This window comes from Nocardia sp. CA-120079 (genome assembly GCF_050955745.1).
GTDB lineage: Bacteria > Actinomycetota > Actinomycetes > Mycobacteriales > Mycobacteriaceae > Nocardia.
In genome coordinates this window covers 824,320-847,919 of record NZ_CP192088.1, presented here as the reverse complement: position 1 = coordinate 847,919, position 23,600 = coordinate 824,320, and the positions used below count along the sequence as shown (strand labels likewise).

Below are 23,600 nucleotides of genomic sequence, written 5' to 3'. Positions count from 1 at the left end.
TCTCCTCAGACCTGGGCTGAACGATTAGTGGATTCCGTGGCAGGCGATCCGGCGGACACATCATGTCCTCCGTCCTCGACGACCGGCGTGGTGTCGTTCGCAACCTCGGTACCGGAGTTCGGCGTGTCGCCGGGCCACTCGTTGACATTGCTGGTGTCCACCGGATCCCGCCGCGACCGCAGATACATCACCAACGACAGCGCGATCAGCAGTGCGAATACCACCAGCACACCGGGCAACCCGCCGATGACATGCGCGATGGCCCAGCAGATCGCACCGGCCAGACCCGCCAGCGGCAGCGTCGACAACCAGGCGACCGTCATCCGGCCCATCACACCCCAGCGCACCTCCGCGCCCTTGCCGAGTCCGGTGCCGAGGATGGATCCGGTCGCGGTCTGCGTGGTCGAGAGCGGTAGCCCGAAATGGGCCGAGGTGAGGATGATGGCGGCGGAAGCGGATTCAGCGGCCAGACCCTGCGGCGAGTCGATCTCGACCAGTCCCTTGCCGAGGGTGCGGATGATCCGCCAACCGCCGAGGTAGGTGCCCGCCGCGATGGCGACGGCACAGGCCGCCATCACCCACAGCGGCATTTCGTCGTTCTTGGTCAACGTGCCGTGCGCGACCAATGCCAGGAAGATGACGCCCATGGTCTTCTGCGCGTCATTGGTGCCGTGCGCCAGCGAGACCAGCGATGCCGAACCGATCTGTCCCCAGCGGAAACCCTCGTTCACCTTGTCGGGATCGGCTTTCCCGGTGATCCGGTAGATGCCCCAGGTGCCGATGGCGGAGACCAGTGCGGCCACGATGGGCGCGAGCACGGCGGGCAGCACGATCTTGGTCAGCACGCCGTCCGCGCCCTGCGCCCAGATCACCCCGCCCCAGCCGAGTGCGGCGATGGTGGCGCCGATCAGCCCGCCGAACAGTGCGTGCGAGGAACTCGACGGCAGGCCGAACAGCCAGGTGAGCAGATTCCAGAGAATGCCGCCGACCAGACCCGCGAAAACGATGACGAGCAGCGCCTCGCCCTGCGCGGCGTCGAGCCGGACGATGCCCTTGGCCACCGTCGCGGCGACCGCGACCGACAGGAAGGCGCCGAGCAGATTCAGTACCGCGGATACCGCGACCGCGACCCGTGGCCGCAGTGCGCCGGTGGCGATCGAGGTCGCCATGGCATTGGCGGTGTCGTGGAAGCCGTTGGTGAAATCGAACGCGAGTGCCGTGACGATGACGATCAGCAGTACCAATAGCTCCGCGCTCACCCCTCCAGTGTGCGGCACTCATGATCGGGATCGCCATGCGGTTGCCGCCTGTCGGGACGCATTTTCGATCGGCTAACGTGGACCTTCGCGCTATCTGCTGACCTTCGAGCAGCCGACCGGTTCGGGCGCACCGGCGAAGCGTTGATCGATCCAGGAATTGGCGGCCGAACCCCCGATGTCGGCGACGATCACCGCATAGCCCGGACGCCGGCCCGCATAACGATTCGGACGCTCGCCCGCGGATCCCGGTGCGGGCGTGGCAGCACGGACCGCCGGATCACGGCAGCAGCGCGCGGACCGTTTCGATGGTGTCGGCATCGGCGGCGGACTTATCGGGTCGATACCGCACAACGCGGGCGAAGCGCAGGGCGACACCCCCCGGATAGCGCGGACTCACCTGAACGCCGTCGAGGGCGATCTCGACCACGAGTTCGGGCCAGAGGTAGACGGTGTATTCGTCGCGGGCACGCTCATGCCGCGGGAATTCGGCGGTCTGCCACTGCAACAGCGCATCGGTGAGGCCCTTGAAGGTCTTGCCGACCATCACTGGATCACCGGTCACCGAATCGCGCGCGCCGAGGTGCAGATTCGACAGATAACCGGTGCGACGACCGTAACCCCATTCCGCGCCGAGCACCAGTAGGTCCAGTGTGTGCGTCGGCTTGATCTTCTGCCAGGACCGGCCGCGGCGGCCCGCGGCGTACGGCGCGGTCAACGACTTGACCATGACGCCTTCGTGCCCGGCGGCCAGCGCGCCGTCGAAGTACTCCGCGGCGGCCTCGGCATCGGGTCGGATCAGGGCCGGGATACTGTGTGCGGCCGCGACTTTGGTCAGCGCCGCGCGGCGCTCGTGCAGCGGCGCGTCGAGCAGATCCGCACCGTCGAGGTGCAAGCAGTCGAAGAAGTACGGGTGCAGCAGTAATTCCCTGGTCGAGCTGACCTCGGCGAAGCGGCTCATCGTCTCCTGGAACGGACGCGGCCGTCCGGAATCGTTGAGCGCCAACGTTTCTCCGTCCAGCACCACGCTCCTACAGTCGAGCTGGGCGACCAGATCGACCAGTTCCGGCACACCGGCCGTGATATCGCGCAGTGTCCTCGTGAACACCCACACCCGCGAACCCTGCCGGTGCACCTGGATGCGCGCGCCGTCCAGCTTGTGTTCGACACTCACCTCGTCGCCGAATTCGGCCATCGCCTCGTCCAGCGTGGCACCGGGCGAGGCGAGCATGGGTTGGATCGGGCGGCCGACCTCGAGCCGGAACTCGCCCAGCGCCTCGGCCCCACCGGTCAGTGCGGCGACGGCCGTGACCGGTAACTGCCCGGAGAGCATGTACGCCCGCCGGACCAGTTCGATCGGCACCTCCGCTGCCACCGCGACCGCCTCGGCGACGATCGCGGTGAGCGCGCCCTGGCGCAACTCGCCGCCGAGCAGACGCATCAGGAAGGCCTGCTGGTCGGCGGTAGCTGCGGTCCACAATCCGCGTAGCAATTCCTTGCGCCGGTTGGTCGAGCCGGGGCCGGAGGCGGTGGCCAATTCGCTCAGCGTGCCGTCGACCGACGAAACCGTCAGCGTCGCCAGCTCACTCGGCTCGCATTCGAGTGCCGTCAGCGTACGCCAGCCGGTGCCGATGCGCCCCTGCCGTAGTTCACCGGAGACCCAGGCGACCACCGGCTCCAGCTCATCCGGGGCAGCCTCGGACAACAGCGCGGCCAGGGTCGCTATCTTCGTCTTCCGGGACCGGGTCGCACGGACGGTCTCCGAGGCCTGCACGACATCCGAGAACAGCATCACTCGACGGTAACCCGCCCCTGTGACATATCGCTCAGCTCTGTTGCTAATTACCCATTGGCAGGTTTGCGAATCCGCTCATAAACTGGACATATGGCCAAGACTTACGTCGGGGCGCGGCTTCGTCAGCTGCGGACCGAACGCGGGCTGAGCCAGGTCTCACTCGCCCAGAAGCTGGAGATCTCGGCGAGTTACCTCAACCAGATCGAACACGATGTGCGCCCGCTCACCGTACCGGTATTGCTGCGCATCAGTGAAGTCTTCGGCGTCGACGCGACGTTTTTCTCCTCCCAGGACGACACCCGGCTCATCGCCGAACTCCAAGAGGTCGTGATGGACCAGGAGCTCGGTATCGAGGCCGATACCCAAGAGATAGCGGATATGGTCTCCGCGCATCCGAGCATGGCGCGCGCACTGGTCAATATGCACAACCGGTACCGCAACACCTCCGCGCAGCTGGCCGCCGCCACCGAGGACCGCTTCGCCGACGGATCCGGTAGCGCGGCGATCAGCAAACCGCATGAGGAAGTGCGCGACTTCTTCTATCAGCGGCAGAACTACATCCACGAATTGGATACCGCCGCAGAGGAACTCACCGCCCGCATCCGCTTCCACGGCGGCGATGTGAACAGCGAGATCGCCCGCCTGCTGCGCGCACACGACGTGCACATTATCGAGCGCATCGATCTCGGCGAAGGTGTGTTGCACCGCTATGATCCGCAGACCCAGCGGCTGGAGATCGCGCCGCATCTGTCCGGTGGTCAGCGCACCTTCAAACTCGCCGCCGAACTCGCCTACTTCGAATGTGGCGACCTGCTCGAAAAGCTGGTCGAGGAGGGCAATTTCGCCTCCGAGGACACCCGCAAGCTGGCCATGCTCGGACTGGCGAACTACTTCGCCGCGGCAACCGTCTTGCCCTACACGCACTTTCACGAGGTCGCCGAGGATTTCCGCTACGACATCGAGCGGCTCTCGGCCTTCTTCACCCAGAGTTACGAGACGATCTGCCATCGCCTCTCCACCCTGCAGCGGCCCAAGCTGCGCGGCGTTCCGTTCTCCTTCGTGCGCGTGGACCGCGCGGGAAACATGTCGAAACGCCAGTCCGCCACCGGTTTCCACTTCTCCTCCAGCGGCGGCACCTGCCCGCTGTGGAATGTCTACGAAACCTTCGCCTATCCGGGCAAGATCATGACGCAGATCGCCCAGATGCCCGACGGTCGCAAATACCTGTGGGTGGCCCGCACCGTCGAACGCCGCGCGACCCGATACGGCCAGGCCAGCAAGACCTTTGCGATCGGTCTGGGTTGCGAGCTGCGGCATGCGGGGCGCGTCGTCTACGCCGACGGCATCGATCTCGACGTGGCCAAGGCCACGCCGATCGGTGCGGGCTGCCGGGTCTGTGAACGTGCCAATTGCCCGCAGCGCGCGTTTCCGCCACTGGGCAAGGTGCTCGACATCAGCGAACATCGAAGCTCGGTATCCCCGTACGTCCTCAAGTGACGCGCAAGGGCCGACATCGGCGATTTTCCGATGTCGGCCCTAACTCATTCAGCTGTGCTTACCCACCCCGCCGGCTGCCATCCCCTGAGCCGGTAGCGTCGAACGCTGCATCCGCACCCCGAACAGGGTCAGGCCGAGCGCCGCGACCAGCAGGATGGCCAGGGTCCACGCCAGTACCGAAAAACCGTGCGGCGCAGCGGCCGCGGCCACCAGCGGACCGGCGGTGGCACCGACGTAGAAGCTGAACATGGCGACCGAGGATGCGGCGGCACGCGCCGCACCACCCAACTCCCCCGCGGTCTGCAGAACCGCGGGCGCGATGACGCCGAGCCCGCCGACCAGCACGGCGAGCAGGATGGTCAGCACCGCTAGGTGGGTGCCCTCGAAGGTGGCGATCACCATGGCGGTCGCGGCGACCAGCACGCCCAGCACCATCTGGCCCGGCTTGGTCAGGCGCGAGAGCGGGATTGCCAGCACCGGCAGTGCGAACATCACCGGCAACGCGCCCGCACGCAGGGCGAGCAGTTCACCGGAACCCTTGACCAGACCGGTGATCTCGATGCCGGTGTACACCCCGACCATCACCGCCATGGCCAGCGCGCCCGCTGCCAGCATCGGCAGCAGCGCCTTGATGCGCAGCACCGCGGGGATCGCGGCGTAACTGTGCACAAGGGGCTTGTCGCGCCCGGTGGGAGCATCGTCGAGCATGACCGCACGCAGCACGAATGCGAGCGCCACGAAGACCACGGCCGAGCCGATGAACATGGTGCGCCACGGGAACGAGGCGACGACGGCCTGCGAGGCGATCTGCGCCAGCACGGTCGCGGCCAGGAAGGAGGTGGCGACCGACATGGTCACCACCGCCCGATGCGCCGGTGCGATGCGGGTGGCGATATAGGCCATGATCGCGGGCGGAATCGAGCCGACGACAAGTCCCTGTGCGACGCGCAGGCCGACCGCGATCGGCGCACTGAACGATAGACCGGTCAACAGTGTGACCACCGCAGCGGCGATCATGCCGGTGACCAGTACCCGGCGGTGGCCGTAGCGATCCGACAGCGGGCCGAACAGCACGAAGCCACCCGCATAGCCGAAGGCGAAGGCGCTGATGATCCAGGTCATCACGCCCGCGCCCACATTCCAGTCGGCCTTCATGGCCGTGAACAGGGGGATCGGGATGTACATCTGGCCGGTGGCCAGCAGTGCGGACAGGACGAAAACAGGGAGGGTACGCGCGGTGTGCGCGCGTGGTGACGCGCTGCGAGTGCGTGCCGGAGCCGGGATACCGGCCGGAAGCTGAAGAGTCGGCGTTGCCATGTGAACGAAATTAGGCGCATGGCCGAGCAGTTGTCAACCAAATAGTTGGTTTAATGAGATGGTAAAGTCGCGGTCATGACGGTCACGATGAAACGGAGCGACGCGACCAAGCAGGCGCTGCTGCGCGCCGCGCGCGACGAATTCGCCGAATACGGTCTGGCCGGCGCGCGGGTCGACCGGATCGCGGAGGCGGCCGGGGTGAACAAGGAGCGCATCTACGGCCTGTTCGGCAGCAAGGACAAGCTCTTCGACGTCATCCTGATCGACACCATGCGCGAATTCATGGATGTGGTCCAGCCCCTGGCCGAGACCGAACCCGGCGAGTACGTGGGCAAGCTGTTCGACTACCACCGCGAAAATCCGCAACTGCTACGGCTTTTGCTCTGGGAGGGCCTGCATCGCGGCACCGACGCGCACGATATCGACGGCTGGCGCGCCCAGCACTATCTGCGGAAATTCGACCGCGCCAAGGAGCAGTTCGACGTCGACGCCAGCCACGCGGGCCGACTGCTGCTCGCCCTGTGCGGCCTGTCCAACTGGAGCCTCGCCGTCCCGCAGACCACTCGCCTGCTGCTCGGCGCGGATGCCGAGAACCAGCAGGCGACCCGCGAATTCATGATGGAGTTCGCCAGGGCGGCGCTGCGAACGGGTAAATCGATCCCACACCGCGAGCCGGTCAATGCGTTGACCACCGAATCGGCCAGCCCGGTCGACGGCACCGCCGCAGACGCCCCGACCGATCCCGTAGGCCGCGCCGCGCAACGTCTACGCGAGGCCCAGGCCGCCGCCGACGCTGCCCGCGACGAACTCGCCACTGCTCTGCGCGACGCGCACACCGAAGGCACCAGCGCCAACCAACTCGCCCGCCAGGTGTCGGGCACCCTGTCCCGCCCCGTCGTGCTGAAGCTACTCGCCGAGTGAGCGCTCGTGAAACACCTCTTGGCGAGTCAATCCCGGACGGCGCGTGAGAGTTTCGTGAACTCGATCGCCTGCTGGGCGCGCGCGAGTACGTGGGTGCGCGAGCTACCGATATGCGCGGTGAGCGTGCGCAGCGCGGCAGCGGGATCGCCATCGAGCAGTTGTTCGGCGATAGCGATGTGCTCGGCGGTCATGGTGGCGATCCGCTCCGGCGTCGGCAGGTCCAGGGTCCGGACCGGGCGGACCCGGACATACACACCGGTGAGCGCGTCCGCCAGCGCTGTATTGCCCGCCGCGGCAAGCAGAGTCGTGTGGAAGTGCTCGTCCGCGGCGACCAGCGCGGGGCCCGGTTCGGGCGGATCGTCGCGAAATCCGCGCCAGATATCGAGTTCCGCACGCACCAGGGACAACTCGTGTGCCGGTGCGGGTTCCCCGACGATGCCGATGACACGCTGAATTCCCCTGGTCTCCAATACGATCCGCAATTCGAACAGATTGTCCAGCTCCTCCAACCGCGGTCGATAGGGATACAGCCCGTCAGCATGCCGCTCCACCAATCCGTCGGCCTGCAGCCGGGCAAGCGCTTCCCGCACGGGGGTGCGCGAAACCCCGTACGTCTCGGCCAGGCGTTCCTCGCCGAGCCGTTCGGTAGGCACGATCGTCCCCGTGGCCAGGTCCCGCCGCAGCGATTCGTAAACCTGCTCGCTGAGCGAAACCCGCCCCCTGCGCGTCATGGCGGCCAGCTCAGATCGCCATCGCCGAGCGAACCGAGGTCTCCGCGCCCGCTCCGCCCTCACCGGCGGACGTCACACGTCCGGACTGCAGCACGTAATAGCGTTGCGCCGCTTGCAGTGCGAAGCCGATGTGCTGTTCCACCAGCAGCACGCTGAGTCCGCCGCGACCGGTCAAATCGATGATGGTGCGCTCGATTTCGGCAACCACCGACGGCTGGATGCCCTCCGTCGGCTCATCGAGAATGAGCAGCTTCGGCTCGGTGATCAGCGCCCTGGCGATCGCCAGTTGCTGGCGCTGGCCGCCGGACAGCAGGCCCGCCTTGCGATTCAATAGTTCCCGCAGCGCCGGAAACAGGTCCAGCGATTCGTCGATCAAGGCCTTACCGCGCTTGCGGCCGTCGGCGACGACCTGCAGATTCTCGGCGGTGCTCAGCTGTGGGAAGCTCTGTTGCCCCTGCGGTACGTACGCGATTCCACGTTTGACCCGACGCGACGGCGACATCTTGGTGATCGCCGCACCGTTGAAGTTGATCTGTCCGGATTTGGTACCGATCAGGCCGACGGCCGTGCGCAGCAGCGTGGTCTTGCCCGCGCCGTTGTGCCCCATGATCGCCACCACGCTGTCGTCGGGAACGGTGATCGAGACGCCGTGGATCACCTCGGTCCGGCCGTATCCGGAATGGATGTCGATGAGCTCAAGCATCGGCGGACTCCTTCGCGGTCAGCTCCTGCGCGGTCTGCGCGTCTTCGAGTTCGGTGCCGATGGCCGCGGCGGTGCCGAGGTAGACCTCCTGCACCTTCGGATCGGCCTGCACCTGTTCGACGGTGCCCTCACTGAGTACCTTGCCTGCGGCCAGCACCGTCACCGAGGTCGCGAAGGACCGCATGAAATCCATGTCGTGCTCGACCACCACGACAATGCGTTCACCGCCGATGCGCCGCAACAGATTTCCGGTCTCCTCGCGCTCCTCGGCGCTCATACCCGCGACCGGTTCGTCGAGCAGCAGCACCGAGGCGTTCTGCACCAGCAGCATGCCGATCTCGAGCCACTGCTTCTGCCCGTGCGCCAGCACTCCGGCGGGCTTATCGCGCAATTCACCGAGACCGGTGATCTCCAGTGCCTCTTCGATACTCGGCAATACCGACTTGCGGCGGCGCAACAGTGTCAGCGCCGAACGACCCGCACCCGCCGCGATATCGAGGTTTTGCAACACGCTGAGTTGTTCGAAAACGCTTGCCGTCTGGAAGGTTCGGCCGATGCCGAGCCGAGCGATCTGGTGCACCTTCTTCCCGAGGAATTCGACACCGGACTTCTGCGCTGATCCGGTGGCGGGCACCAGGCCGGTGATCGCATCGATGAGTGTGGTCTTTCCCGCCCCATTCGGCCCGATCAAGAATCTCAGATCACCTTGCAGCACAGTGAGATCCACATCGGAGACGGCCTTGAATCCATCGAAACTCACCGAAAGTCCGCGGATTTCGAGGTACTCACTGGACATGCCCGCATTGCCGCCCAGCTTCGGGTCGTGCGCGTTCATCGGGATTCCACCTTCTCCTCGGTCACGACTTCGGGCAGCGGTTCATCGACCACCACCGGAGCATCAACGGCGCCCCTACGAAACTTACTGTCCAGCAATCCCTTCAACATCGGCCACGCCCCCGCCAGGCCCGCCGGAATGAACCCGACGACCACAATGAACAGCACACCCTGCAGATAGGTCCAGCTGGACGGGAACTCCTCCGAGAGCGCCGTCTGCGCCCACGCGACGCCGATCGCGCCGAGTACCGGCCCCAGCAGTGTGGTCCGTCCGCCGATCGCCACACCGATGATGAATGCGATGGACGGCACGACACCGATATCGGCGGGCGAGATGATGCCGACGATCGGGGTGAACAGCGCACCCGCGATGCCCGCGAAGAATGCCGCGACGACATAGGCCACGATCTTGATATTGGCCGGATCGTAACCGAGGAAGCGCACGCGTTCTTCCTGATCACGCACGGCGACAAGCAATTCGCCGTAGCGGCTGTGCATGAGCTGGCGCACCGCGGCGACCACCAGCAGCAGGGTGGCCGCGGCGATGAAGAACAGCATCTGCCGGTTCACCGGATCCGAGAGCTTGAAGCCGAAGAAGGCGCGGAAGTCCGATAGTCCGGTGAATCCGCCGATCTTCTGCTGTCCGGTCAGCAGAATCGCGAGCGCCGCGGCCAGGGCCTGACTCAGGATCGCGAAATACGTGCCCTTGACCCGGCGCTTGAATACGCCGTAACCGAGTGCCGCCGCGATCAGCGCAGGCAGGACCAGGATTCCGATCAGGGCGACCGGCCCCGATGCGAAAGGCTGCCAGAACGAGGGCAACTCGCGAATTCCGGCGATCTCCATGAACTCCGGTACGTCGTTGTGCAGCCGGGCCGCATCGGCCATCTGCAGATGCATCGCCATGATGTAGGCGCCGATACCGAAGAACACCCCTTGGCCGAGCGTGAGCATTCCGCCACGGCCCCAGGCCAATCCGATGCCCGCCGCCACGATCGCGAAGCACAGGAATTTGGCGAGCAGATTGAGCCGGAAGTCGCTGAGCACAGCGGGCGCGACCGCGAAAAGCAGGATCGCGGCGACGACGAAGCCGCCCCACGCGGTCATGGAGGGATGTGCGCGCCAACGTTGTCCGAGTGTGGTCATGCCAGACTCCTCGTCCGAACGGTGAATAGCCCCTGCGGACGAACCTGCAGGAAAATGACGATGATGACGAAGACGATCACCTTCGCGATCGAGGCCGTCGTCGAGTACTCGATATACGAATTCAGCAGGCCCAGCGCGAAGGCCGCGATCACGGTGCCCTTGATCTGCCCGAGCCCGCCGATCACGACGACCAGGAAGGCGTCGATCAGATAGCTCTGCCCGATGGTGGGGCTGGTCGAACCGATCAGCGTCAGTGCGACGCCCGCGACCCCGGCCAGGCCGGAACCGATGAAGAAGGTGCTGATATCGGTGACGCGGCTGGAGACGCCGCTGGTCTCGGCCAGACCCCGGTTCTGCACGACCGCGCGGATGCGCCGACCGAGCGGAGTCGTCTTGAGCACAAGGGCCAGCACGGTCACCGCGACGACCGCGAGCACGAGGATGAAGATGCGCGTCTTCGGCACCACCGCATCGAGAATGGTGACACCGCCGCTGAGCCAATCGGGTGCGAGCACGTTCTTGGCGGGAGCGCCGAAGATGTCACGCGCGGCCTGTTGCAGCACGAGTCCGACGCCGAAGGTGACGAGCAGGGTGTCCAGCGGCCGGTCGTACATCCACCGGATCAGACCCATTTCCAGGGCCGCACCGAGCAGTCCGCCGACCAGGAAACCGACGAGCAATGAAACGACCAGTGACACCCCGGCCGACGAGATGACCTTCTGCACAACATAAGTCGTGTAACAGCCGGCCATGATGAATTCGCCGTGCGCCATGTTGATCACGCCCATCTGACCGAACGTCAGCGAAAGGCCCAGCGCCGCAAGCAGAAGAATGGATCCCAGACTCAGCCCGGTGAAGAGCTGGCCGATCAACACGTCCATATTTGGATTCCTAACGGTCGGCCGGATGCGGGCTCCCCCTCACAGAGCCCGCATCCGGCGCTAGTCGACTACTTGAGGCCCTTGGCCCACTCGTAGGACGTCAGGTACGGGTCCGGCGTCACGGGCTTGCCCGAGTCCCACACCGTGTAGATCAGTCCGTCCGGGCGGATTTCGCCGATGCGGGCGGTCTTGGTGATGTGGTGGTTGGAGCCGTCGATGGTGACCAGGCCCTCCGGGGCCTCGAAAGTCACGCCGTCGGCCGCGGCCTGAATATCGGCCACCTTGAACGACTTCGCCTTTTCCACGGTGTTCTTCCACAGGAAGACCGAGGCGTAGGCGGCCTCCATCGGGTCCGAAGTCGGCTTGTCGGCACCGAATGCGGCCTTGTAGTCCGCGACAAACTTCTTGTTAACAGGAGTGTCGACCGTCTGGTAGTAATTCCACGCGGTCAACTGTCCGGCGATATTCTGCGCGCCGATACCGGCGACCTCTTCCTCGGCGATGGATACCGAAACCACCGGCATATCAGCGGCTTTCAGGCCGGCATTGGTGTACTCGCGGAAGAAGGCCACATTCGAGTCGCCATTGAGGGTGTTGAATACCGCACCCGCCTTGGCATTTCGGACCTTGTTCACAATCGTGGAAAAGTCGGTGGAACCGAGCGGGGTGTAGTCCTCACCCTTGATCTCGATGCCGTTCGCCGCCGCGTAGGCCTTGATTTCCCGGTTGGCGGTCTGCGGGAAGACGTAGTCCGAGCCGACCAGATACAGGGACTTGATGCCCTTCTGCTTCAGATAATCCAGCGCCGGCAGGATCTGCTGGTTGGTGGTCGCACCGGTGTAGAAGATGTTCTTGCTGTCCTCCAGGCCCTCGTATTGGACCGGGTAGTAGAGCAGCGAATTCAGGCTCTCGAATTTCGGCTTCATGGCCTTGCGGCTCGACGAGGTCCAGCCGCCGAATACCGCTGCGACACAGTCGGAGCTGACCAGCTTCTCGGCCTTTTCCGCGAAGGTCTTCGGATCCGAGGCGCCGTCCTCGAGTACCAGATCGAGCTTCTTGCCGAGCACGCCGCCCGCGGCATTGATCTGGTCGACGGCCAGCTTGGTCGAATTGGCCACGGTGACTTCGGAGATCGCCATGGTGCCCGACAGCGAGTGCAGTGAGCCGATCTTGATCGAGTCCTTGGAGGTATCGACGCAGGACGAGGCGTTGGAGCCGCTGCTCGAGGCGTCATCCTTGGCGCCGCAGCCGGTTAGCAGGAGACCGGCGAGTGCGACGGCCGTCGGCGCGACCAGCACCTTGGTAACGCGGCGGGAACGCGATCGATCGATGTCACGGGATTCTGGCATGGGGGCGGCCCCTTCTCTCCTCATCAGGTGTTCGGCGGCGCTGCGTGCGCCGCGCCGAATACACCCGCCTTTGCCCCGGTCACGGCTGTAGACCGAGTTGTATACAACGGCTGTATTCGTGGTGCGAACGTTAGACAGGAGTTGTTGCGCCGGAATATCTCTCGGTGACGAGTCCGTTGCGCACGTTTCGGCCGTGTGAACGTTTGCGGAAATCGCTCGGCAAAGCGCTGTGAGGACCCCCGCTGCCTACGGTTGCGTAGCAAGACAGCGGTACGGCAGGCTCTTTTTGTACAACGTCAAAACGCCGATTCCGCGGCTGCCCGGTCGTGGAGGCGTGAGTCCGAGGAGGACCGGTGGGTCACTACAAGGCGAACGTTCGGGATATCGAGTTCAACCTGTTCGAGGTGTTGGAACTGGACAAGCTCCTTGATACGGGTGCCTATGGCGATCTTGATTCGGAAACCGTGCGGGAGATCCTGGCCGAGGTGAAGCGGCTGGCCGAGGGGCCGGTGGCGGAATCCTTCGCCGCGGCCGACCGCGATCCGGTGGTCTACGATCCGGCCACCTTCTCGATTTCGGTGCCCGAACCGCTGCGCAAGACCGTCCAGGCCGTGCACGAGGCCGACTGGAGTCGGCTCGGCATGCCGGAGGGCATGGGCGGCACGCCCGCGCCCGCCGCGGTCATCTGGTCGATCAACGAGATGCTCACCTGCGCCAACCCGGCCGCGAGCTTCTTCAATATGGGTCCGGTGATGTCCTCGGTGCTGTTCAATGTCGGCACCGAGCAGCAGAAGCAGTGGGCCACAAAGGGTTACGACCGCGGCTGGGCGGGCACCATGGTGCTGACCGAGCCCGATGCCGGTTCCGATGTCGGCGCGGGACGCACCAAGGCGATCCGGCAGGAGGACGGCTCCTGGCATATCGAGGGCGTCAAGCGCTTCATCTCCGGCGGTGACGTCGGTGAGACCGCCGAGAACGTCTTCCACCTGGTGCTGGCTCGTCCGGAGGGTGCCGGTCCCGGCACCAAGGGCCTCTCGCTGTTCTACGTGCCGAAATTCCTGTTCGACCACGAGACGCTGGAGCTGGGCGACCGCAATGGCGTCTACGTGACCGGTGTCGAGCACAAGATGGGCCTGAAGTCCTCGCCCACTTGCGAACTGACCTTCGGCGCGACCGAGGTGCCCGCCAAGGGCTGGCTGGTCGGCGAGGTGCACAACGGCATCGCGCAGATGTTCCAGGTGATCGAGAACGCTCGCATGGTGGTCGGCATCAAGTCCACCGGCACGCTGTCGACCGGTTACCTCAATGCGCTCGACTACGCCAAACAACGCGTGCAGGGCGCGGATCTGACGCAGATGGCCGACAAGGCCGCTCCACGCGTCACCACTACCCACCACCCGGATGTGCGGCGTTCGCTGGCGATGCAGAAGGCCTACGCCGAAGGTCTGCGCGCGGTATACCTTTACACCGCGGCCCATCAGAATGCCGATGTAGCACAACTGATTTCGGGGGCGGACGCCGAGTTGGCACACCGGGTAGACGATCTGCTGCTGCCGATCGTCAAGGGTGTCGGTTCCGAGCGGGCCTACCAGTACCTGACCGAATCGCTACAGACACTGGGCGGTTCGGGCTATCTGCAGGATTACCCGATCGAGCAGTACATCCGCGACGCGAAGATCGACTCGCTCTACGAGGGCACCACCGCCATCCAGGCGCAGGACTTCTTCTTCCGCAAGATCATTCGGGACAAGGGTGTGGCGTTCGCGCACGTCAACGGGCAGATCGCCGCGTTCTTGGACGCGAAGACCAGTCGCTTCGAGACCGAGCGGGCGCTGCTGGCCACCGCGGTCGCCGATGTGCAGGCGATGGCCGCCACGCTGACCGGCTATCTGATGGCCTCCCAACAGGATCCGAAGGAGCTGTACAAGGTCGGGCTCGGCTCGGTGCGCTTCCTGCTCGCGGTCGGCGATCTGCTCATCGCTTGGCGACTGCTGGTGCAGGCCGAGATCGCGGCCGCCGCACTGGCCGCCGAAGCTCCGGAGAAGGATAGGGCGTTCTATTCCGGAAAGGTCGCTGTCGCAAGCTTCTTCGCGAAGAACGCACTGCCCGAATTGACCGCGGTGAACAACATTATCGCCGCGATCGATAACGACATCATGGAGCTGGACGAAGCCGCGTTCTGAATCAGCAGTCGGTCTGGAGGGGCCAGCACTCGGTCGGACGGTACGGCGGCGGCGAGGGCGTCACGCTCGTCGTCGAGGTCTCCGGGTCGTGGGCCGGATTTGCCGAATCGTGCGCGAGCGAGCTGGCGATCACGATGAGGACCATCACCATTCCGACCAGGGCAACCGCGAAGACAACCCACCCCGCCGCCGTCTGCCGCCTGCTCGGCGGCAGCGGCGCGGGGATGACGTGCCTGCGCAGCTCGCGCGCCGACGGCGACGGCGCTTTGGGCTGTACCTCGTCGAAGCCGTCCGCGAGCAGCTCGGCGCGGGAAGGCTTTTCGGTGACGCCGAGCGCAGCACAGGCCGCGGCGACCCGATCCGCGGTCCAACTGCGCGGTCCGGCGGAGAAACCCTCCAGGTAGATACGGAGTTCGGTCGCGTCGCGAGCATTCGAGACGAGGATATCCATGCCGGGGCGCAAGTTGGTTCGAGCAGGCCGCACCGCGACCCCGCGGAACGGCACGAGCACGACGGCGCCGCAGATGTGGCCCGGATCGATCAGCGCCCGCTCCAGCCGGGTCTTCACCGCATGCATACTGTGTTCCAGCTGATCGACGGGATTGCCGGAGATCTCCTCGTCCAGATCGGCGGGCTCCGCGCTGATCGTCCACGGACCGTCACCCGGAATGCTCAGGATCCCGCTCTGGCGGCGTCGGAAGCCCTTGATATCGGTCACGGTAATGCCGCGCGGGGTCAGAATGATCGCATCGACCCGACGAGATCCGTGATCGCCGACCTCCAAGCCGACCAATGCGACACCGGTCGTCGGATACGACCGCAGGCATTCCACGAATTCCTGTTCGGCCCCGGAGAGATCAGCTCCGGTCTCGATCTTCACCAGCATCGCGTATTCCCTGCCCTCATCCGGTTCGACCCGGCGTCCCACCGTCTACCGCGCCGGTACTGATGATGACCTGCCGTCGCCGCGAAGACCACCGGTACGCTCGGATTCGGTCCCGCGGGACGGACCCCGCCACCGGCGGCGGACAAGGAGGCATGAGCATGGTTTCGGCATTGCAACCACGCATTTCACCCGGTCGGCTCCGCGAGCTGGGACCGATCAATTGGGTTGTCTGGCAGATACTTTCCCGCGCGGCGGGGACGGACGACGCACATCTGTTCAGCACACTCGGCCGCACCAAGGGACTGTTTCGCGGCTGGCTGCACTTCTCCGGGCGATTGATGCCGGGCGGCCGGCTGCCCAGGCACGAATCCGAGCTGGTCATCCTGCGCGTCGCACAGCTGCGCGACTGCGCCTACGAAATGGACCATCACATTCGACTGGGCCGGCGAGCGGGCGTCACGCCGGAGATCCTGGACCGGGTTCGCACCGGCCCCGCTGCCGATGGATGGTCGGACAAACATCGCGCGCTGGTCACCGCCGTCGACAAGTTGGTCGAAACCCGCGATATCGACGACACCACCTGGTCCGCACTTGCCGAGCACTACGACGAGCGCAGCCTGATCGAAATCGTGCTGCTCATCAATCAGTACGAGGGGCTGGCCGCGACCATCACCGCGCTGCGGATCCAGCGCGACGGCGTCTGACCGACCGCGACGTTGGCGCACAGTTCGCCCTCGCCAATGCCGCCCATTCTCGATTTAGCAATTCCAGAGCGATCACCCTCGACAGCCCCTAAACTGAAACACGACACGCACAGAGTGACGATTTTCATCCCGTCGTCACGTAGTAACCACAGCTTTCGAGACACATACCGACGTGTGTCGCACGCCATAGTGTGACGGCACCAGGATCGGAAACCCCTCCATCAAGCTAGCTGACCATTTGCTGTCGGCTCGATAGAGAAAGGGGCCGTCATGACTGTCAGCCTCGTGTTGATCGTGGCGGGATTCATTCTTCTGTCCATCGTGATCACCAGCTTCCTGCTTCCCAGCGGTGCGGACACCGCGCGGCATCCGAAACCCCACAACGAGACCGGTGATCAGTAAGCCCTGCGGCTCAGCGGTTTTCGATGAGCTGGGCCAGGCCGTCCAGGACTCGCACCAGACCGAATTCGTAGGCGTGGTCGGCACTGTAGGCGGAGTCGTGCGCCTGCCCCGCGACCGAGCCGACGCGGGCGGCCAGCGGATAGCGCTCGGCATCGAAGAATTGAGCCAGTAGCGGGGCGGCACGTTCCCACCATTGCCGGTCGGACATGGCACTCTCGGCACCGGCGCGTTCGGTGTCGATGGCGATGCGCGCCACCGACGTGACGAAGCCGAGGACGTAAGTGACGGCGGCGTCCATCTCGAGGTCGCCTAGACCAAGGCCGTCGAAGGCGCGCAGTTCGTGCTCATATTTGGCGGCGACGCCCGGGCCGAGCGGTGGCCGCGTGGTCGGCAGATAGGCGACCCACGGGTGGCGGACCAGCATGGCTCGATTCTCGGCGGCGATCGTCGTGACACGATCGCGCCAGGGCAGATCGGTCAGGTCGGCACGCGACATCTCCCGATAGACCGCGTCGATCATGAGGTCGACGAGTTCCGCCTTGCCCGGCACGTAGGTGTAGGTGGCCATCGGGGTCAAGCCCAGCTTGGTGGCGACAGCTCGCATGGTGAGCGCGCCGATCCCATCCGCATCCGCGATTTCGATCGCCGCCGCGACCACGGCATCCACACTGCTGCGCTGCTTCGGTCCGCGCACCGATGCGGCGGGCACGCGCCACAGCAGCTCCAAGGTGCGCACGGGATCGCCCGCGCCGCTGCGGTCCCGTGACTGCTCGACCATGCCGCCTCCTCGTGTTCGCGAGATCCCCCGCGCGAAAGCTGATCGTATCGGCGTGACCCACATAACAGTGCGGCCACTCGGGAATTTCTATACAAAGTACACCGTACTTTGTATAGTATTTAAGTCCGGCTCCCGAGGAGGACCTTGTGAAAATCACCGCTTCCGCCATCTCGCTCAATGTCGCCGATCCGCAGGCCTCGGCAAAGTTCGCCATCGACCACCTCGGCTTCACCGAGCAGATGTCGGCCGACGGTTTCGTCTCGGTCGCCCGCCCCGATGCCGGTTTCACCCTGTGCTACCTGCGCACCGGTCTCGACAGCTTCAAGCCGAAAGACAAATCGGGGAGTGCGGGCGAGGGACTACTTGTCGCGTTTGTCGTGGACGACATCGATGCCGAGTACGAACGGCTCCAGGGCGAGGGCGTGCCGATCGTCACCCCGATCGAGACCGAACCCTGGGGTGAGCGCTACTTCCAGACGGCTGATCCGAACGGCATTGTCCTGCAATTGGTGCAGTGGGTCTGATGGGAGTCGAGGTTGCGGCGTAGGACCTCGACGTCTTGGTCAGCCAATCCATTTGATGCACACCGGGTTTGCACGCGCATCGCTATGCTGCGACGGCGGCGTGCAACCCGGTGAACTCGCCCTTGGATACCTCAGGCGAGGGCGGCGCGGAAGACTTCGACAGCGGGGGTGGAGGGGCGGCCGAGCAGTTTCTGGAGGTCGCCGGAGTCCACATCGAGGATGCCGTCACCGACTCCGGCGTCCGCATCCGCGAGCACAGCGGCGTAGTTGCCGGGCAGGCCGGCCTGCTCGAGCGCCGCGCTGTAGTCCTCCTTGGACAGGTTCTCGTAGCGCACGGGCTTGCCGGATGCCTGCGAAATCACCTGGGCGAGTTCGGCATAGGTGAGGCGCTCATCGCCGCCGAGTTCGTAGATCCGACCCGCGTGACCGTCGGTGGTCAGCACCTTGGCGGCCGCCTCGGCGTAGTCGGCGCGCGCTGCGCCGGCGACGCGACCCGCACCCGCGGCGCCGCGCAGCACGCCGGACTCGACCGTGTGCCCGAGTGCACCGAAGTAGTTCTCCCAGTACCAGCCGTTGCGCAGAAGCGTGTGCGGGACAGTCGATTCCGCGAGCACCTCCTCGGTGCCCCGGTGCTCCTGGGCAAGGATGAGCGGGTTCTCGGTGGCGCGCGGAATGCTGGTGTAGGCGAGCAGTTTCACGCCCGCACGCTCGGCAGCCCGAATTACGTTGGTGTGCTGGGCGACTCGCGCACCGAATTCGTTTCCGGAGACCAGCAGCACCCGGTCGACACTGGCCAAGGCGCGGTCGAGCGCTTCGGCGTCGTCATAGGAGGCCTGCCGGACATCGACACCCCGCTCGGCCAGATCGGCGACCTTCTGCGGATCACGCACGATCGCGACCACCGGCGTGGTCCCCTCGCGCAACAGCGCCTCGACGACGAGACGGCCCAACTGCCCACCGGCTCCGGTTACCGCGACGGTCATGACTTACCTCCATGGTCTGTACGTTTCATCCAGTACTAACTATTAGTAAGCACTATGCATTCCGCAGACACTTTGGTCAAGTTGGGTACTATCGATTCCATGACCACTCAGCGCAAGGCGTTGGTGGATACCGACGATCCGACGCTGGAAGCCGACGTATTCGCCCGGAACTGCACGTCACGACCGGTGCTCCAGAATGTGGCCAGCCGCTGGGGCACCCTCGCCCTGGTCGCGCTGCGCGAGGGGCCGTACCGGTTCAGCGCCCTGCGCCGCCGCGTCGACGGTGTCAGCGAGCGCATGCTCTCGCAGACCCTGCAGGCCCTGGAGCGCGACGGCATGGTCCATCGCGAGGTACAGGAAACCATCCCCCCGCGAGTCGAATACACCCTCACCGAACTCGGCGCCCTGGTCGCCGAACGCCTGGAAGCCCTCATCCAGATCCTCGAAACCAACATGCCCCGCGTCCACGAAGCCCAAGCCGCCTACCACCGCGACTGACCTCCACCGCGCAGATCACCATCGCTCGACCGATGCGCGCCCGTCGACGGGCACTCTGGTCAGTTGATCACCATGTACCGGTGGTGGAGGTCTCTCGGCCGATCCCGCAACCATTACATGGTGATCAACTGACCAGGGGGAAGGTCGGGGCGCTGTAGTGGGTTGGTGTGGGTATGGAAATTTCCTCGGCTGTCGATTTCGCGCGGACCACGAAGCGGTCCGTGCTCACGACGATCCGGCGCAATGGTCGCCCACAGCTGTCCAACGTGCTGCATGTGGTCGGTGACGACGGGATCATCCGCATCTCCATCACCGCCGACCGGGCCAAGTACCACAATCTGGTGCGCGATCCGTGGGCCGCCATCCACGTCACCCGCGACGACTTCTTCGCCTACGCCGTCATCGAGGGCACGGTCGATCTCACGCCAGTCGCCGCCGATCCCAACGACGCCACTGTCGACGAACTGGTCGGCTACTACCGAGCCGGCTCGGGCGAGCACCCCGACTGGGACGAATACCGCAAGGCCATGGTCACCGACCGTCGCGCCCTCGTTCGCCTTACACCCACCCACGCCTACGGCATGCTCTGACCATTGTCAGTGCTTCAGAAGCTCCGACACCGTGACGAATTGGTAACCGGCGGAACGGAGTTCGCCGACTATGCGCGGAATGGCGGCGCGGGATTCGTGCCACTGGCCCATGACATGCAGTAGGACGATGGAGCCGGGCCGCACCTTGGAGACGGTTTCGGCGACGATGGCGTCGGTATCGGCCTGCTTGCCCGAGTCGGGTTCCACATCCCAGGTGATCGTCGTGCGGTCGTGGTCGGAGAGATACTTCGGCAGCGCCCAGAGCTTCTTGCCGTAAGGCGGGCGGAAGGTGACCGGACCCTGGTAACCGGTTTTCGCGATTTCCGCGTCGGTTCGTTCGATCTCGTCGCGGACGGTATCGCCGGAGACGAGGACCATGCGGCGATGGCTGTAGGTGTGATTGCCGATTTCGTGACCCGCCTGCGCAATGGCTCTGCCGTATTCGGGATGCGCGGCCAGATCCCGGCCCATCAGATAGAAGGTGGCCGGAATCCCGGCTTCGGCAAGAACTTTCAGCACTTCCGGTGCTTTGTCCGTCGGCCCGTCGTCGAGCGTCAACGCGACAACTTTGTCGGTCGTATCGACCCGGTTCACCAATCGCCCCGCCAGTTGGAAGGTGCGCGAGTTGATCAGGTAGTAGCCGCCGACCGCCAGCGCCAACGTCACCACGAGCACCAGCGCACTACCGATCAACCATTTGCGTCGCATTGTTCAGCTCCAATGAAAAACGGTGGCGCCCGGACCTTTCGTCCCGACCACCACCGTCTTCGACACGGATCAGAAGTTGATCATGTGGCCCGCGAGGCCGTGGAACGCTTCCTGCAGGGCTTCGCTCAACGTCGGGTGCGTGTGCACGTTGCGGGTCAGCTCGTTGACGGTCAGGTCCCACTTCTGGGCCAGGGTCAGCTCCGGCAGCAGTTCGGAGACGTCCGGACCGATGAGGTGGCCGCCGAGCAGTTCACCGTACTTGGCGTCGGCGACCAGCTTGACGAAACCGGTCGGATCGCCGAGGCCGTGCGCCTTGCCGTTGGCGGTGAACGGGAAGGTGGCGACCTTCACGTCGTAGCCCTCGTCGCGGGCCTGCTGCTCGGTGAGGCCGAAGCTGGCGACCTGCGGCTGGCAGAAGGTGGCGCGCGGCATCATCCGGTAGTCGCCGAGGGTGACCGTCGGCGCTCCGGCAATGGTCTCCGCGGCGACGACGCCCTGGGCCTCCGCGACGTGGGCCAGCTGCAGCTTCCCGGTCACGTCACCGATGGAGTAGATGTGCGCCACATTGGTGCGCATGTTGTCGTCGATGACGATGGCGCCGCGCTCGACCGCGACACCGGTGTTCTCCAGGCCGTAGCCCTCGACCCGGGGCGCGAAGCCCACGGCCTGCAGCACCTTGTCGACGGTGACCGTCTCCAGGTTGCCGGTCTTGTTGTCCTTGATCGAGACGGTGACCTTGGAGCCGTCGTCGTCGATCGACTGCACGGCCGCACCGGTGGTGATGGTGATGCCGAGCTTCTTGTACTGCTTGGTGATCTCCTTGGAGACGTCGGCGTCCTCGTTCGGCAGCGCACGGTCCAGGAACTCCACGATGCGCACGTCGACGCCGTAGTTCTTCAGGACGTAGCCGAACTCCATGCCGATCGCGCCCGCGCCGACGATGAGGATCGAGCCGGGCAGGTCGCGGGTGAGGATCTGCTCCTCGTAGGTCACCACATTGGCGCTGAGCGAGGTGCCCGGCAGCAGCTTGGTGACGGTGCCAGTCGCGATGATCGCGTTCGAGAAGGTGATCGTCTCGGTGCCGCCGCTGGACAGGGCGACCGAGAGGGTGTTCGCGTCGGTGAAGGTGCCCTTACCGTCGAACTCGTCGATCTTGTTCTTCTTCATCAGGAAGTGGACGCCCTTGACCCGGCCGTCGGCGACCTTACGGCTGCGGTCGAACGCGACGCCGAAGTCGAAGCTCACATCGCCGGAGATGCCGAAGGTCTTGGCTTCCTTGGTGAAGATATGCGCGAGTTCCGCGTTGCGCAGCAGCGCCTTGGAAGGGATGCAGCCCACGTTGAGGCAGACACCACCCCAATACTTCTGCTCGACGATCGCGGTACGGAGGCCAAGTTGTGCCGCGCGGATGGCGGCGACATAACCGCCAGGACCGGCACCGAGAACGACAACGTCGTAATGGGAAGTCACGCCGTCGAGCCTAACTCTGTCGAGCAAACTTCACCCACCGTCCCCCTGCAACTATGAGACGCGCGCCACACGACGCCGCGACTTTCTTGCGACCCGGCAGCAGTGCAGTGCGGCGATACCTCGACTGGCAGCTGCGGCACCAGGCAGCGGTGAACTAAACCCCTCGGCTCGCGAGCAGCATTAATAGTCATCAGCTCTTGAGCTGGAGAGGCATCGATTGGTGCGCGCACCAGGCCGAATCGTCGGTCGGATGAACATTATTTACAAGACGACGACCATGGCCGATTCGGCTCGGCCGACGATAATCTCCTCCGGTGGTGACCTCCGATGACGTGCGCCGGATCGCACTGAGCCTGCCGCGAACGACCGAGGCGCTGGTACGGGATCGGGTGAAGGCACCGCGCTAGTCGCGCCAGACCTGCCGTGCGACCCGGGCGAAGTTGCCACCGAACACCGCCGCCCGGTCGGCCGAGCCGAATCCGCGATCGGCGAGTGCCGCGTCCAGCCCGGGCAACTCCTCGAGCCCCAATAGATCCTCCGGCGGTACCCACTGCAGCGGCCCCCACTTGGTATACGCGTCGGAAAACGCCCCCGGATCCTGCGTGAGCATGTCGTTGAAATCCTCGGCATCGAAGGAGTAGTCGGATCCGATGCCGATATGTTCGATCCCGACGAGTTCCGCACCGTATTCGATATGCGCGGCCATTGCCGCGACCCGCTCGGCCCGGCCATCGATCGCATTCTGGCCCAGGAAGATCCCCACTCCATTGATACCGATAACGCCACCGGTCCGGGCACAGGCCAGCGCCTGTTCATCGGTGATATTGCGCGGATGCGCCCACAGCGCGGCGAAATTGGAATGGCTGTAGATCATCGGAAATTCGGTGCATTCGGCCAGGTCCAGTCCGGTGCGACGGGAGCAGTGCGAACCGTCGACGAATACGCCGACCTCGTTCTGTTTGCGGACCAGATCTCGGCCGTAGGCGGTGAGTCCGGTGTCATCGGTATCAAGGCAGCCACAACCCGCCGCGTTGGCATGGTTGTACGTCGGCAGCATTGAGCGAACGCCCAGTTCGTAGAACATCTCGAGGTTGTCCGGATCACCGCCGAGCGGCCCCGAATCCTCCAGGTCGAAGGCCAGCGAAATGGTATCGGCGGCATCGATATCGGCTAGCCGCTCGACCAGCCGGAACCGACCGTCGGCCAGCGCATCCCGGCGGAACTTGTGCAGCAGCGCGAGCGAATCCTCGGTCGACTGGTGTGAATACCCGACGTTCACCGATAAATACGACCCCAGCGGATACCGCGCCAGGTCGGCGATCCGAGCGGAATGCAGTAATGGCAGGCAGCAGTGCTGCTCCCAGAGAAACTGTGGCAAACCGGCCACCTTCCACCTCGGTTCGGTATCGGAGCAGCGATCCTACTGATCCGACCGGTACGTATG

The 23,600-nt window shown here is 64.9% G+C and carries 23 protein-coding genes; 8 read left to right on the top strand and 15 right to left on the bottom strand.

What is annotated here, in order from left to right; translation table 11 throughout:
- Positions 1-5 precede the first annotated feature (5 nt).
- Positions 6-1,259, bottom strand: a complete 1,254-nt coding sequence (locus tag ACQPYR_RS04025; protein ID WP_433627757.1) for an anion permease — start codon at positions 1,257-1,259, stop codon at positions 6-8.
- A 277-nt stretch (positions 1,260-1,536) separates the two neighbouring features.
- Positions 1,537-3,048, bottom strand: coding sequence for an ATP-dependent DNA ligase (locus ACQPYR_RS04020; protein WP_433627754.1), 1,512 nt, complete (start codon positions 3,046-3,048; stop codon positions 1,537-1,539).
- A 93-nt stretch (positions 3,049-3,141) separates the two neighbouring features.
- Between ACQPYR_RS04020 and ramB the strand changes: the two genes are divergently transcribed.
- The gene (gene ramB / locus ACQPYR_RS04015; protein WP_433627751.1) at positions 3,142-4,548 is read left to right on the top strand and encodes an acetate metabolism transcriptional regulator RamB; all 1,407 of its coding nucleotides are present in this window, start codon (positions 3,142-3,144) and stop codon (positions 4,546-4,548) included.
- A 48-nt stretch (positions 4,549-4,596) separates the two neighbouring features.
- Here ramB and ACQPYR_RS04010 read toward each other — a convergent pair whose 3' ends face one another.
- On the bottom strand, positions 4,597-5,865 hold the full coding sequence (locus tag ACQPYR_RS04010) for an MFS transporter (RefSeq protein WP_433627750.1): 1,269 nt from the start codon (positions 5,863-5,865) through the stop codon (positions 4,597-4,599).
- A 75-nt stretch (positions 5,866-5,940) separates the two neighbouring features.
- Between ACQPYR_RS04010 and ACQPYR_RS04005 the strand changes: the two genes are divergently transcribed.
- Positions 5,941-6,786 carry a TetR/AcrR family transcriptional regulator gene (locus ACQPYR_RS04005; RefSeq protein WP_433627747.1) on the top strand — a complete coding sequence of 282 codons (846 nt, stop codon included), beginning with the start codon at positions 5,941-5,943 and terminating at the stop codon, positions 6,784-6,786.
- Between the two features lie 26 nt (positions 6,787-6,812).
- Here the strand turns inward: ACQPYR_RS04005 and ACQPYR_RS04000 are convergent, their stop codons facing one another.
- The 6 genes from ACQPYR_RS04000 to urtA all read right to left on the bottom strand — a co-directional run bounded on the left by ACQPYR_RS04000 (position 6,813) and on the right by urtA (position 12,430).
- Positions 6,813-7,517 carry a GntR family transcriptional regulator gene (locus ACQPYR_RS04000; RefSeq protein ID WP_433627744.1) on the bottom strand — a complete coding sequence of 235 codons (705 nt, stop codon included), beginning with the start codon at positions 7,515-7,517 and terminating at the stop codon, positions 6,813-6,815.
- 10 nt (positions 7,518-7,527) lie between these two features.
- On the bottom strand, positions 7,528-8,220 hold the full coding sequence (urtE, locus tag ACQPYR_RS03995) for an urea ABC transporter ATP-binding subunit UrtE (RefSeq protein ID WP_433601040.1): 693 nt from the start codon (positions 8,218-8,220) through the stop codon (positions 7,528-7,530).
- A complete protein-coding gene (urtD, locus tag ACQPYR_RS03990; protein WP_433524508.1) occupies positions 8,213-9,055 on the bottom strand; it encodes an urea ABC transporter ATP-binding protein UrtD in 843 nt (280 codons plus the stop codon). The genes urtE and urtD overlap by 8 nt, the downstream gene beginning before the upstream one ends.
- Positions 9,052-10,200: an urea ABC transporter permease subunit UrtC gene (gene urtC / locus ACQPYR_RS03985; RefSeq protein ID WP_433627741.1), complete on the bottom strand. Its 1,149-nt coding sequence runs from the start codon at positions 10,198-10,200 to the stop codon at positions 9,052-9,054. The genes urtD and urtC overlap by 4 nt, the downstream gene beginning before the upstream one ends.
- On the bottom strand, positions 10,197-11,081 hold the full coding sequence (urtB, locus tag ACQPYR_RS03980) for an urea ABC transporter permease subunit UrtB (protein WP_433627739.1): 885 nt from the start codon (positions 11,079-11,081) through the stop codon (positions 10,197-10,199). The genes urtC and urtB overlap by 4 nt, the downstream gene beginning before the upstream one ends.
- A gap of 68 nt (positions 11,082-11,149) precedes the next feature.
- Entirely contained in the window at positions 11,150-12,430 is a 1,281-nt protein-coding gene (gene urtA, locus ACQPYR_RS03975; RefSeq protein ID WP_433627736.1) for an urea ABC transporter substrate-binding protein, read from the bottom strand.
- Between the two features lie 353 nt (positions 12,431-12,783).
- Here urtA and ACQPYR_RS03970 point away from each other — a divergent pair, with 353 nt between their 5' ends.
- Positions 12,784-14,613 (top strand): acyl-CoA dehydrogenase, encoded by a 1,830-nt coding sequence (locus ACQPYR_RS03970; protein WP_433627734.1) that lies wholly within the window; start codon positions 12,784-12,786, stop codon positions 14,611-14,613.
- 1 nt (position 14,614) lies between these two features.
- Here ACQPYR_RS03970 and ACQPYR_RS03965 read toward each other — a convergent pair whose 3' ends face one another.
- Entirely contained in the window at positions 14,615-15,499 is an 885-nt protein-coding gene (locus tag ACQPYR_RS03965; RefSeq protein ID WP_433627732.1) for a nuclease-related domain-containing protein, read from the bottom strand.
- Between the two features lie 170 nt (positions 15,500-15,669).
- Here ACQPYR_RS03965 and ACQPYR_RS03960 point away from each other — a divergent pair, with 170 nt between their 5' ends.
- Both ACQPYR_RS03960 and ACQPYR_RS03955 read left to right on the top strand, forming a co-directional pair.
- Positions 15,670-16,203, top strand: a complete 534-nt coding sequence (locus ACQPYR_RS03960; protein WP_433635002.1) for a carboxymuconolactone decarboxylase family protein — start codon at positions 15,670-15,672, stop codon at positions 16,201-16,203.
- A 270-nt stretch (positions 16,204-16,473) separates the two neighbouring features.
- Positions 16,474-16,605, top strand: coding sequence for a hypothetical protein (locus ACQPYR_RS03955; protein ID WP_281197609.1), 132 nt, complete (start codon positions 16,474-16,476; stop codon positions 16,603-16,605).
- Between the two features lie 10 nt (positions 16,606-16,615).
- Here the strand turns inward: ACQPYR_RS03955 and ACQPYR_RS03950 are convergent, their stop codons facing one another.
- Entirely contained in the window at positions 16,616-17,383 is a 768-nt protein-coding gene (locus ACQPYR_RS03950) for a TetR/AcrR family transcriptional regulator (RefSeq protein WP_433627729.1), read from the bottom strand.
- Positions 17,384-17,529: 146 nt separating this feature from the next.
- Between ACQPYR_RS03950 and ACQPYR_RS03945 the strand changes: the two genes are divergently transcribed.
- A complete protein-coding gene (locus ACQPYR_RS03945; RefSeq protein WP_433627727.1) occupies positions 17,530-17,907 on the top strand; it encodes a VOC family protein in 378 nt (125 codons plus the stop codon).
- Positions 17,908-18,038: 131 nt separating this feature from the next.
- On the opposite strand, the gene ACQPYR_RS03940 is transcribed toward ACQPYR_RS03945, so the two are convergent.
- Positions 18,039-18,890 carry an SDR family oxidoreductase gene (locus tag ACQPYR_RS03940; RefSeq protein WP_433627724.1) on the bottom strand — a complete coding sequence of 284 codons (852 nt, stop codon included), beginning with the start codon at positions 18,888-18,890 and terminating at the stop codon, positions 18,039-18,041.
- Positions 18,891-18,989: 99 nt separating this feature from the next.
- Between ACQPYR_RS03940 and ACQPYR_RS03935 the strand changes: the two genes are divergently transcribed.
- Together ACQPYR_RS03935 and ACQPYR_RS03930 are read left to right on the top strand one after the other, a co-directional pair.
- Positions 18,990-19,388: a winged helix-turn-helix transcriptional regulator gene (locus tag ACQPYR_RS03935; protein ID WP_433627721.1), complete on the top strand. Its 399-nt coding sequence runs from the start codon at positions 18,990-18,992 to the stop codon at positions 19,386-19,388.
- Positions 19,389-19,561: 173 nt separating this feature from the next.
- Entirely contained in the window at positions 19,562-19,978 is a 417-nt protein-coding gene (locus ACQPYR_RS03930) for a PPOX class F420-dependent oxidoreductase (protein WP_433627718.1), read from the top strand.
- Positions 19,979-19,984: 6 nt separating this feature from the next.
- Here the strand turns inward: ACQPYR_RS03930 and ACQPYR_RS03925 are convergent, their stop codons facing one another.
- The 3 genes from ACQPYR_RS03925 to ACQPYR_RS03915 form a co-directional block, all read right to left on the bottom strand.
- Complete coding sequence (locus ACQPYR_RS03925; protein ID WP_433627716.1) at positions 19,985-20,686, bottom strand: polysaccharide deacetylase family protein; 702 nt, start codon at positions 20,684-20,686, stop codon at positions 19,985-19,987.
- Between the two features lie 69 nt (positions 20,687-20,755).
- Entirely contained in the window at positions 20,756-22,156 is a 1,401-nt protein-coding gene (gene lpdA, locus ACQPYR_RS03920) for a dihydrolipoyl dehydrogenase (protein ID WP_433627713.1), read from the bottom strand.
- Positions 22,157-22,559: 403 nt separating this feature from the next.
- Positions 22,560-23,534, bottom strand: coding sequence for a dipeptidase (locus tag ACQPYR_RS03915; protein WP_433627711.1), 975 nt, complete (start codon positions 23,532-23,534; stop codon positions 22,560-22,562).
- Between the last annotated feature and the right edge of the window lie 66 nt (positions 23,535-23,600).

What these genes read in the sequence shown, in the direction of transcription:
- ACQPYR_RS04020 (WP_433627754.1), bottom strand. Translation starts at nt 3,048, where the DNA reads ATGCTGTTCTCGGATGTCGTGCAGGCCTCGGAGACCGTCCGTGCGACC.
- ramB (WP_433627751.1), top strand. Translation starts at nt 3,142, where the DNA reads ATGGCCAAGACTTACGTCGGGGCGCGGCTTCGTCAGCTGCGGACCGAA.
- ACQPYR_RS04010 (WP_433627750.1), bottom strand. Translation starts at nt 5,865, where the DNA reads ATGGCAACGCCGACTCTTCAGCTTCCGGCCGGTATCCCGGCTCCGGCA.
- ACQPYR_RS04005 (WP_433627747.1), top strand. Translation starts at nt 5,941, where the DNA reads ATGACGGTCACGATGAAACGGAGCGACGCGACCAAGCAGGCGCTGCTG.
- ACQPYR_RS04000 (WP_433627744.1), bottom strand. Translation starts at nt 7,517, where the DNA reads ATGACGCGCAGGGGGCGGGTTTCGCTCAGCGAGCAGGTTTACGAATCG.
- urtE (WP_433601040.1), bottom strand. Translation starts at nt 8,220, where the DNA reads ATGCTTGAGCTCATCGACATCCATTCCGGATACGGCCGGACCGAGGTG.
- urtD (WP_433524508.1), bottom strand. Translation starts at nt 9,055, where the DNA reads ATGAACGCGCACGACCCGAAGCTGGGCGGCAATGCGGGCATGTCCAGT.
- urtC (WP_433627741.1), bottom strand. Translation starts at nt 10,200, where the DNA reads ATGACCACACTCGGACAACGTTGGCGCGCACATCCCTCCATGACCGCG.
- urtB (WP_433627739.1), bottom strand. Translation starts at nt 11,081, where the DNA reads ATGGACGTGTTGATCGGCCAGCTCTTCACCGGGCTGAGTCTGGGATCC.
- urtA (WP_433627736.1), bottom strand. Translation starts at nt 12,430, where the DNA reads ATGCCAGAATCCCGTGACATCGATCGATCGCGTTCCCGCCGCGTTACC.
- ACQPYR_RS03965 (WP_433627732.1), bottom strand. Translation starts at nt 15,499, where the DNA reads ATGCTGGTGAAGATCGAGACCGGAGCTGATCTCTCCGGGGCCGAACAG.
- ACQPYR_RS03955 (WP_281197609.1), top strand. Translation starts at nt 16,474, where the DNA reads ATGACTGTCAGCCTCGTGTTGATCGTGGCGGGATTCATTCTTCTGTCC.
- ACQPYR_RS03950 (WP_433627729.1), bottom strand. Translation starts at nt 17,383, where the DNA reads ATGGTCGAGCAGTCACGGGACCGCAGCGGCGCGGGCGATCCCGTGCGC.
- ACQPYR_RS03940 (WP_433627724.1), bottom strand. Translation starts at nt 18,890, where the DNA reads ATGACCGTCGCGGTAACCGGAGCCGGTGGGCAGTTGGGCCGTCTCGTC.
- ACQPYR_RS03935 (WP_433627721.1), top strand. Translation starts at nt 18,990, where the DNA reads ATGACCACTCAGCGCAAGGCGTTGGTGGATACCGACGATCCGACGCTG.
- ACQPYR_RS03930 (WP_433627718.1), top strand. Translation starts at nt 19,562, where the DNA reads ATGGAAATTTCCTCGGCTGTCGATTTCGCGCGGACCACGAAGCGGTCC.
- ACQPYR_RS03925 (WP_433627716.1), bottom strand. Translation starts at nt 20,686, where the DNA reads ATGCGACGCAAATGGTTGATCGGTAGTGCGCTGGTGCTCGTGGTGACG.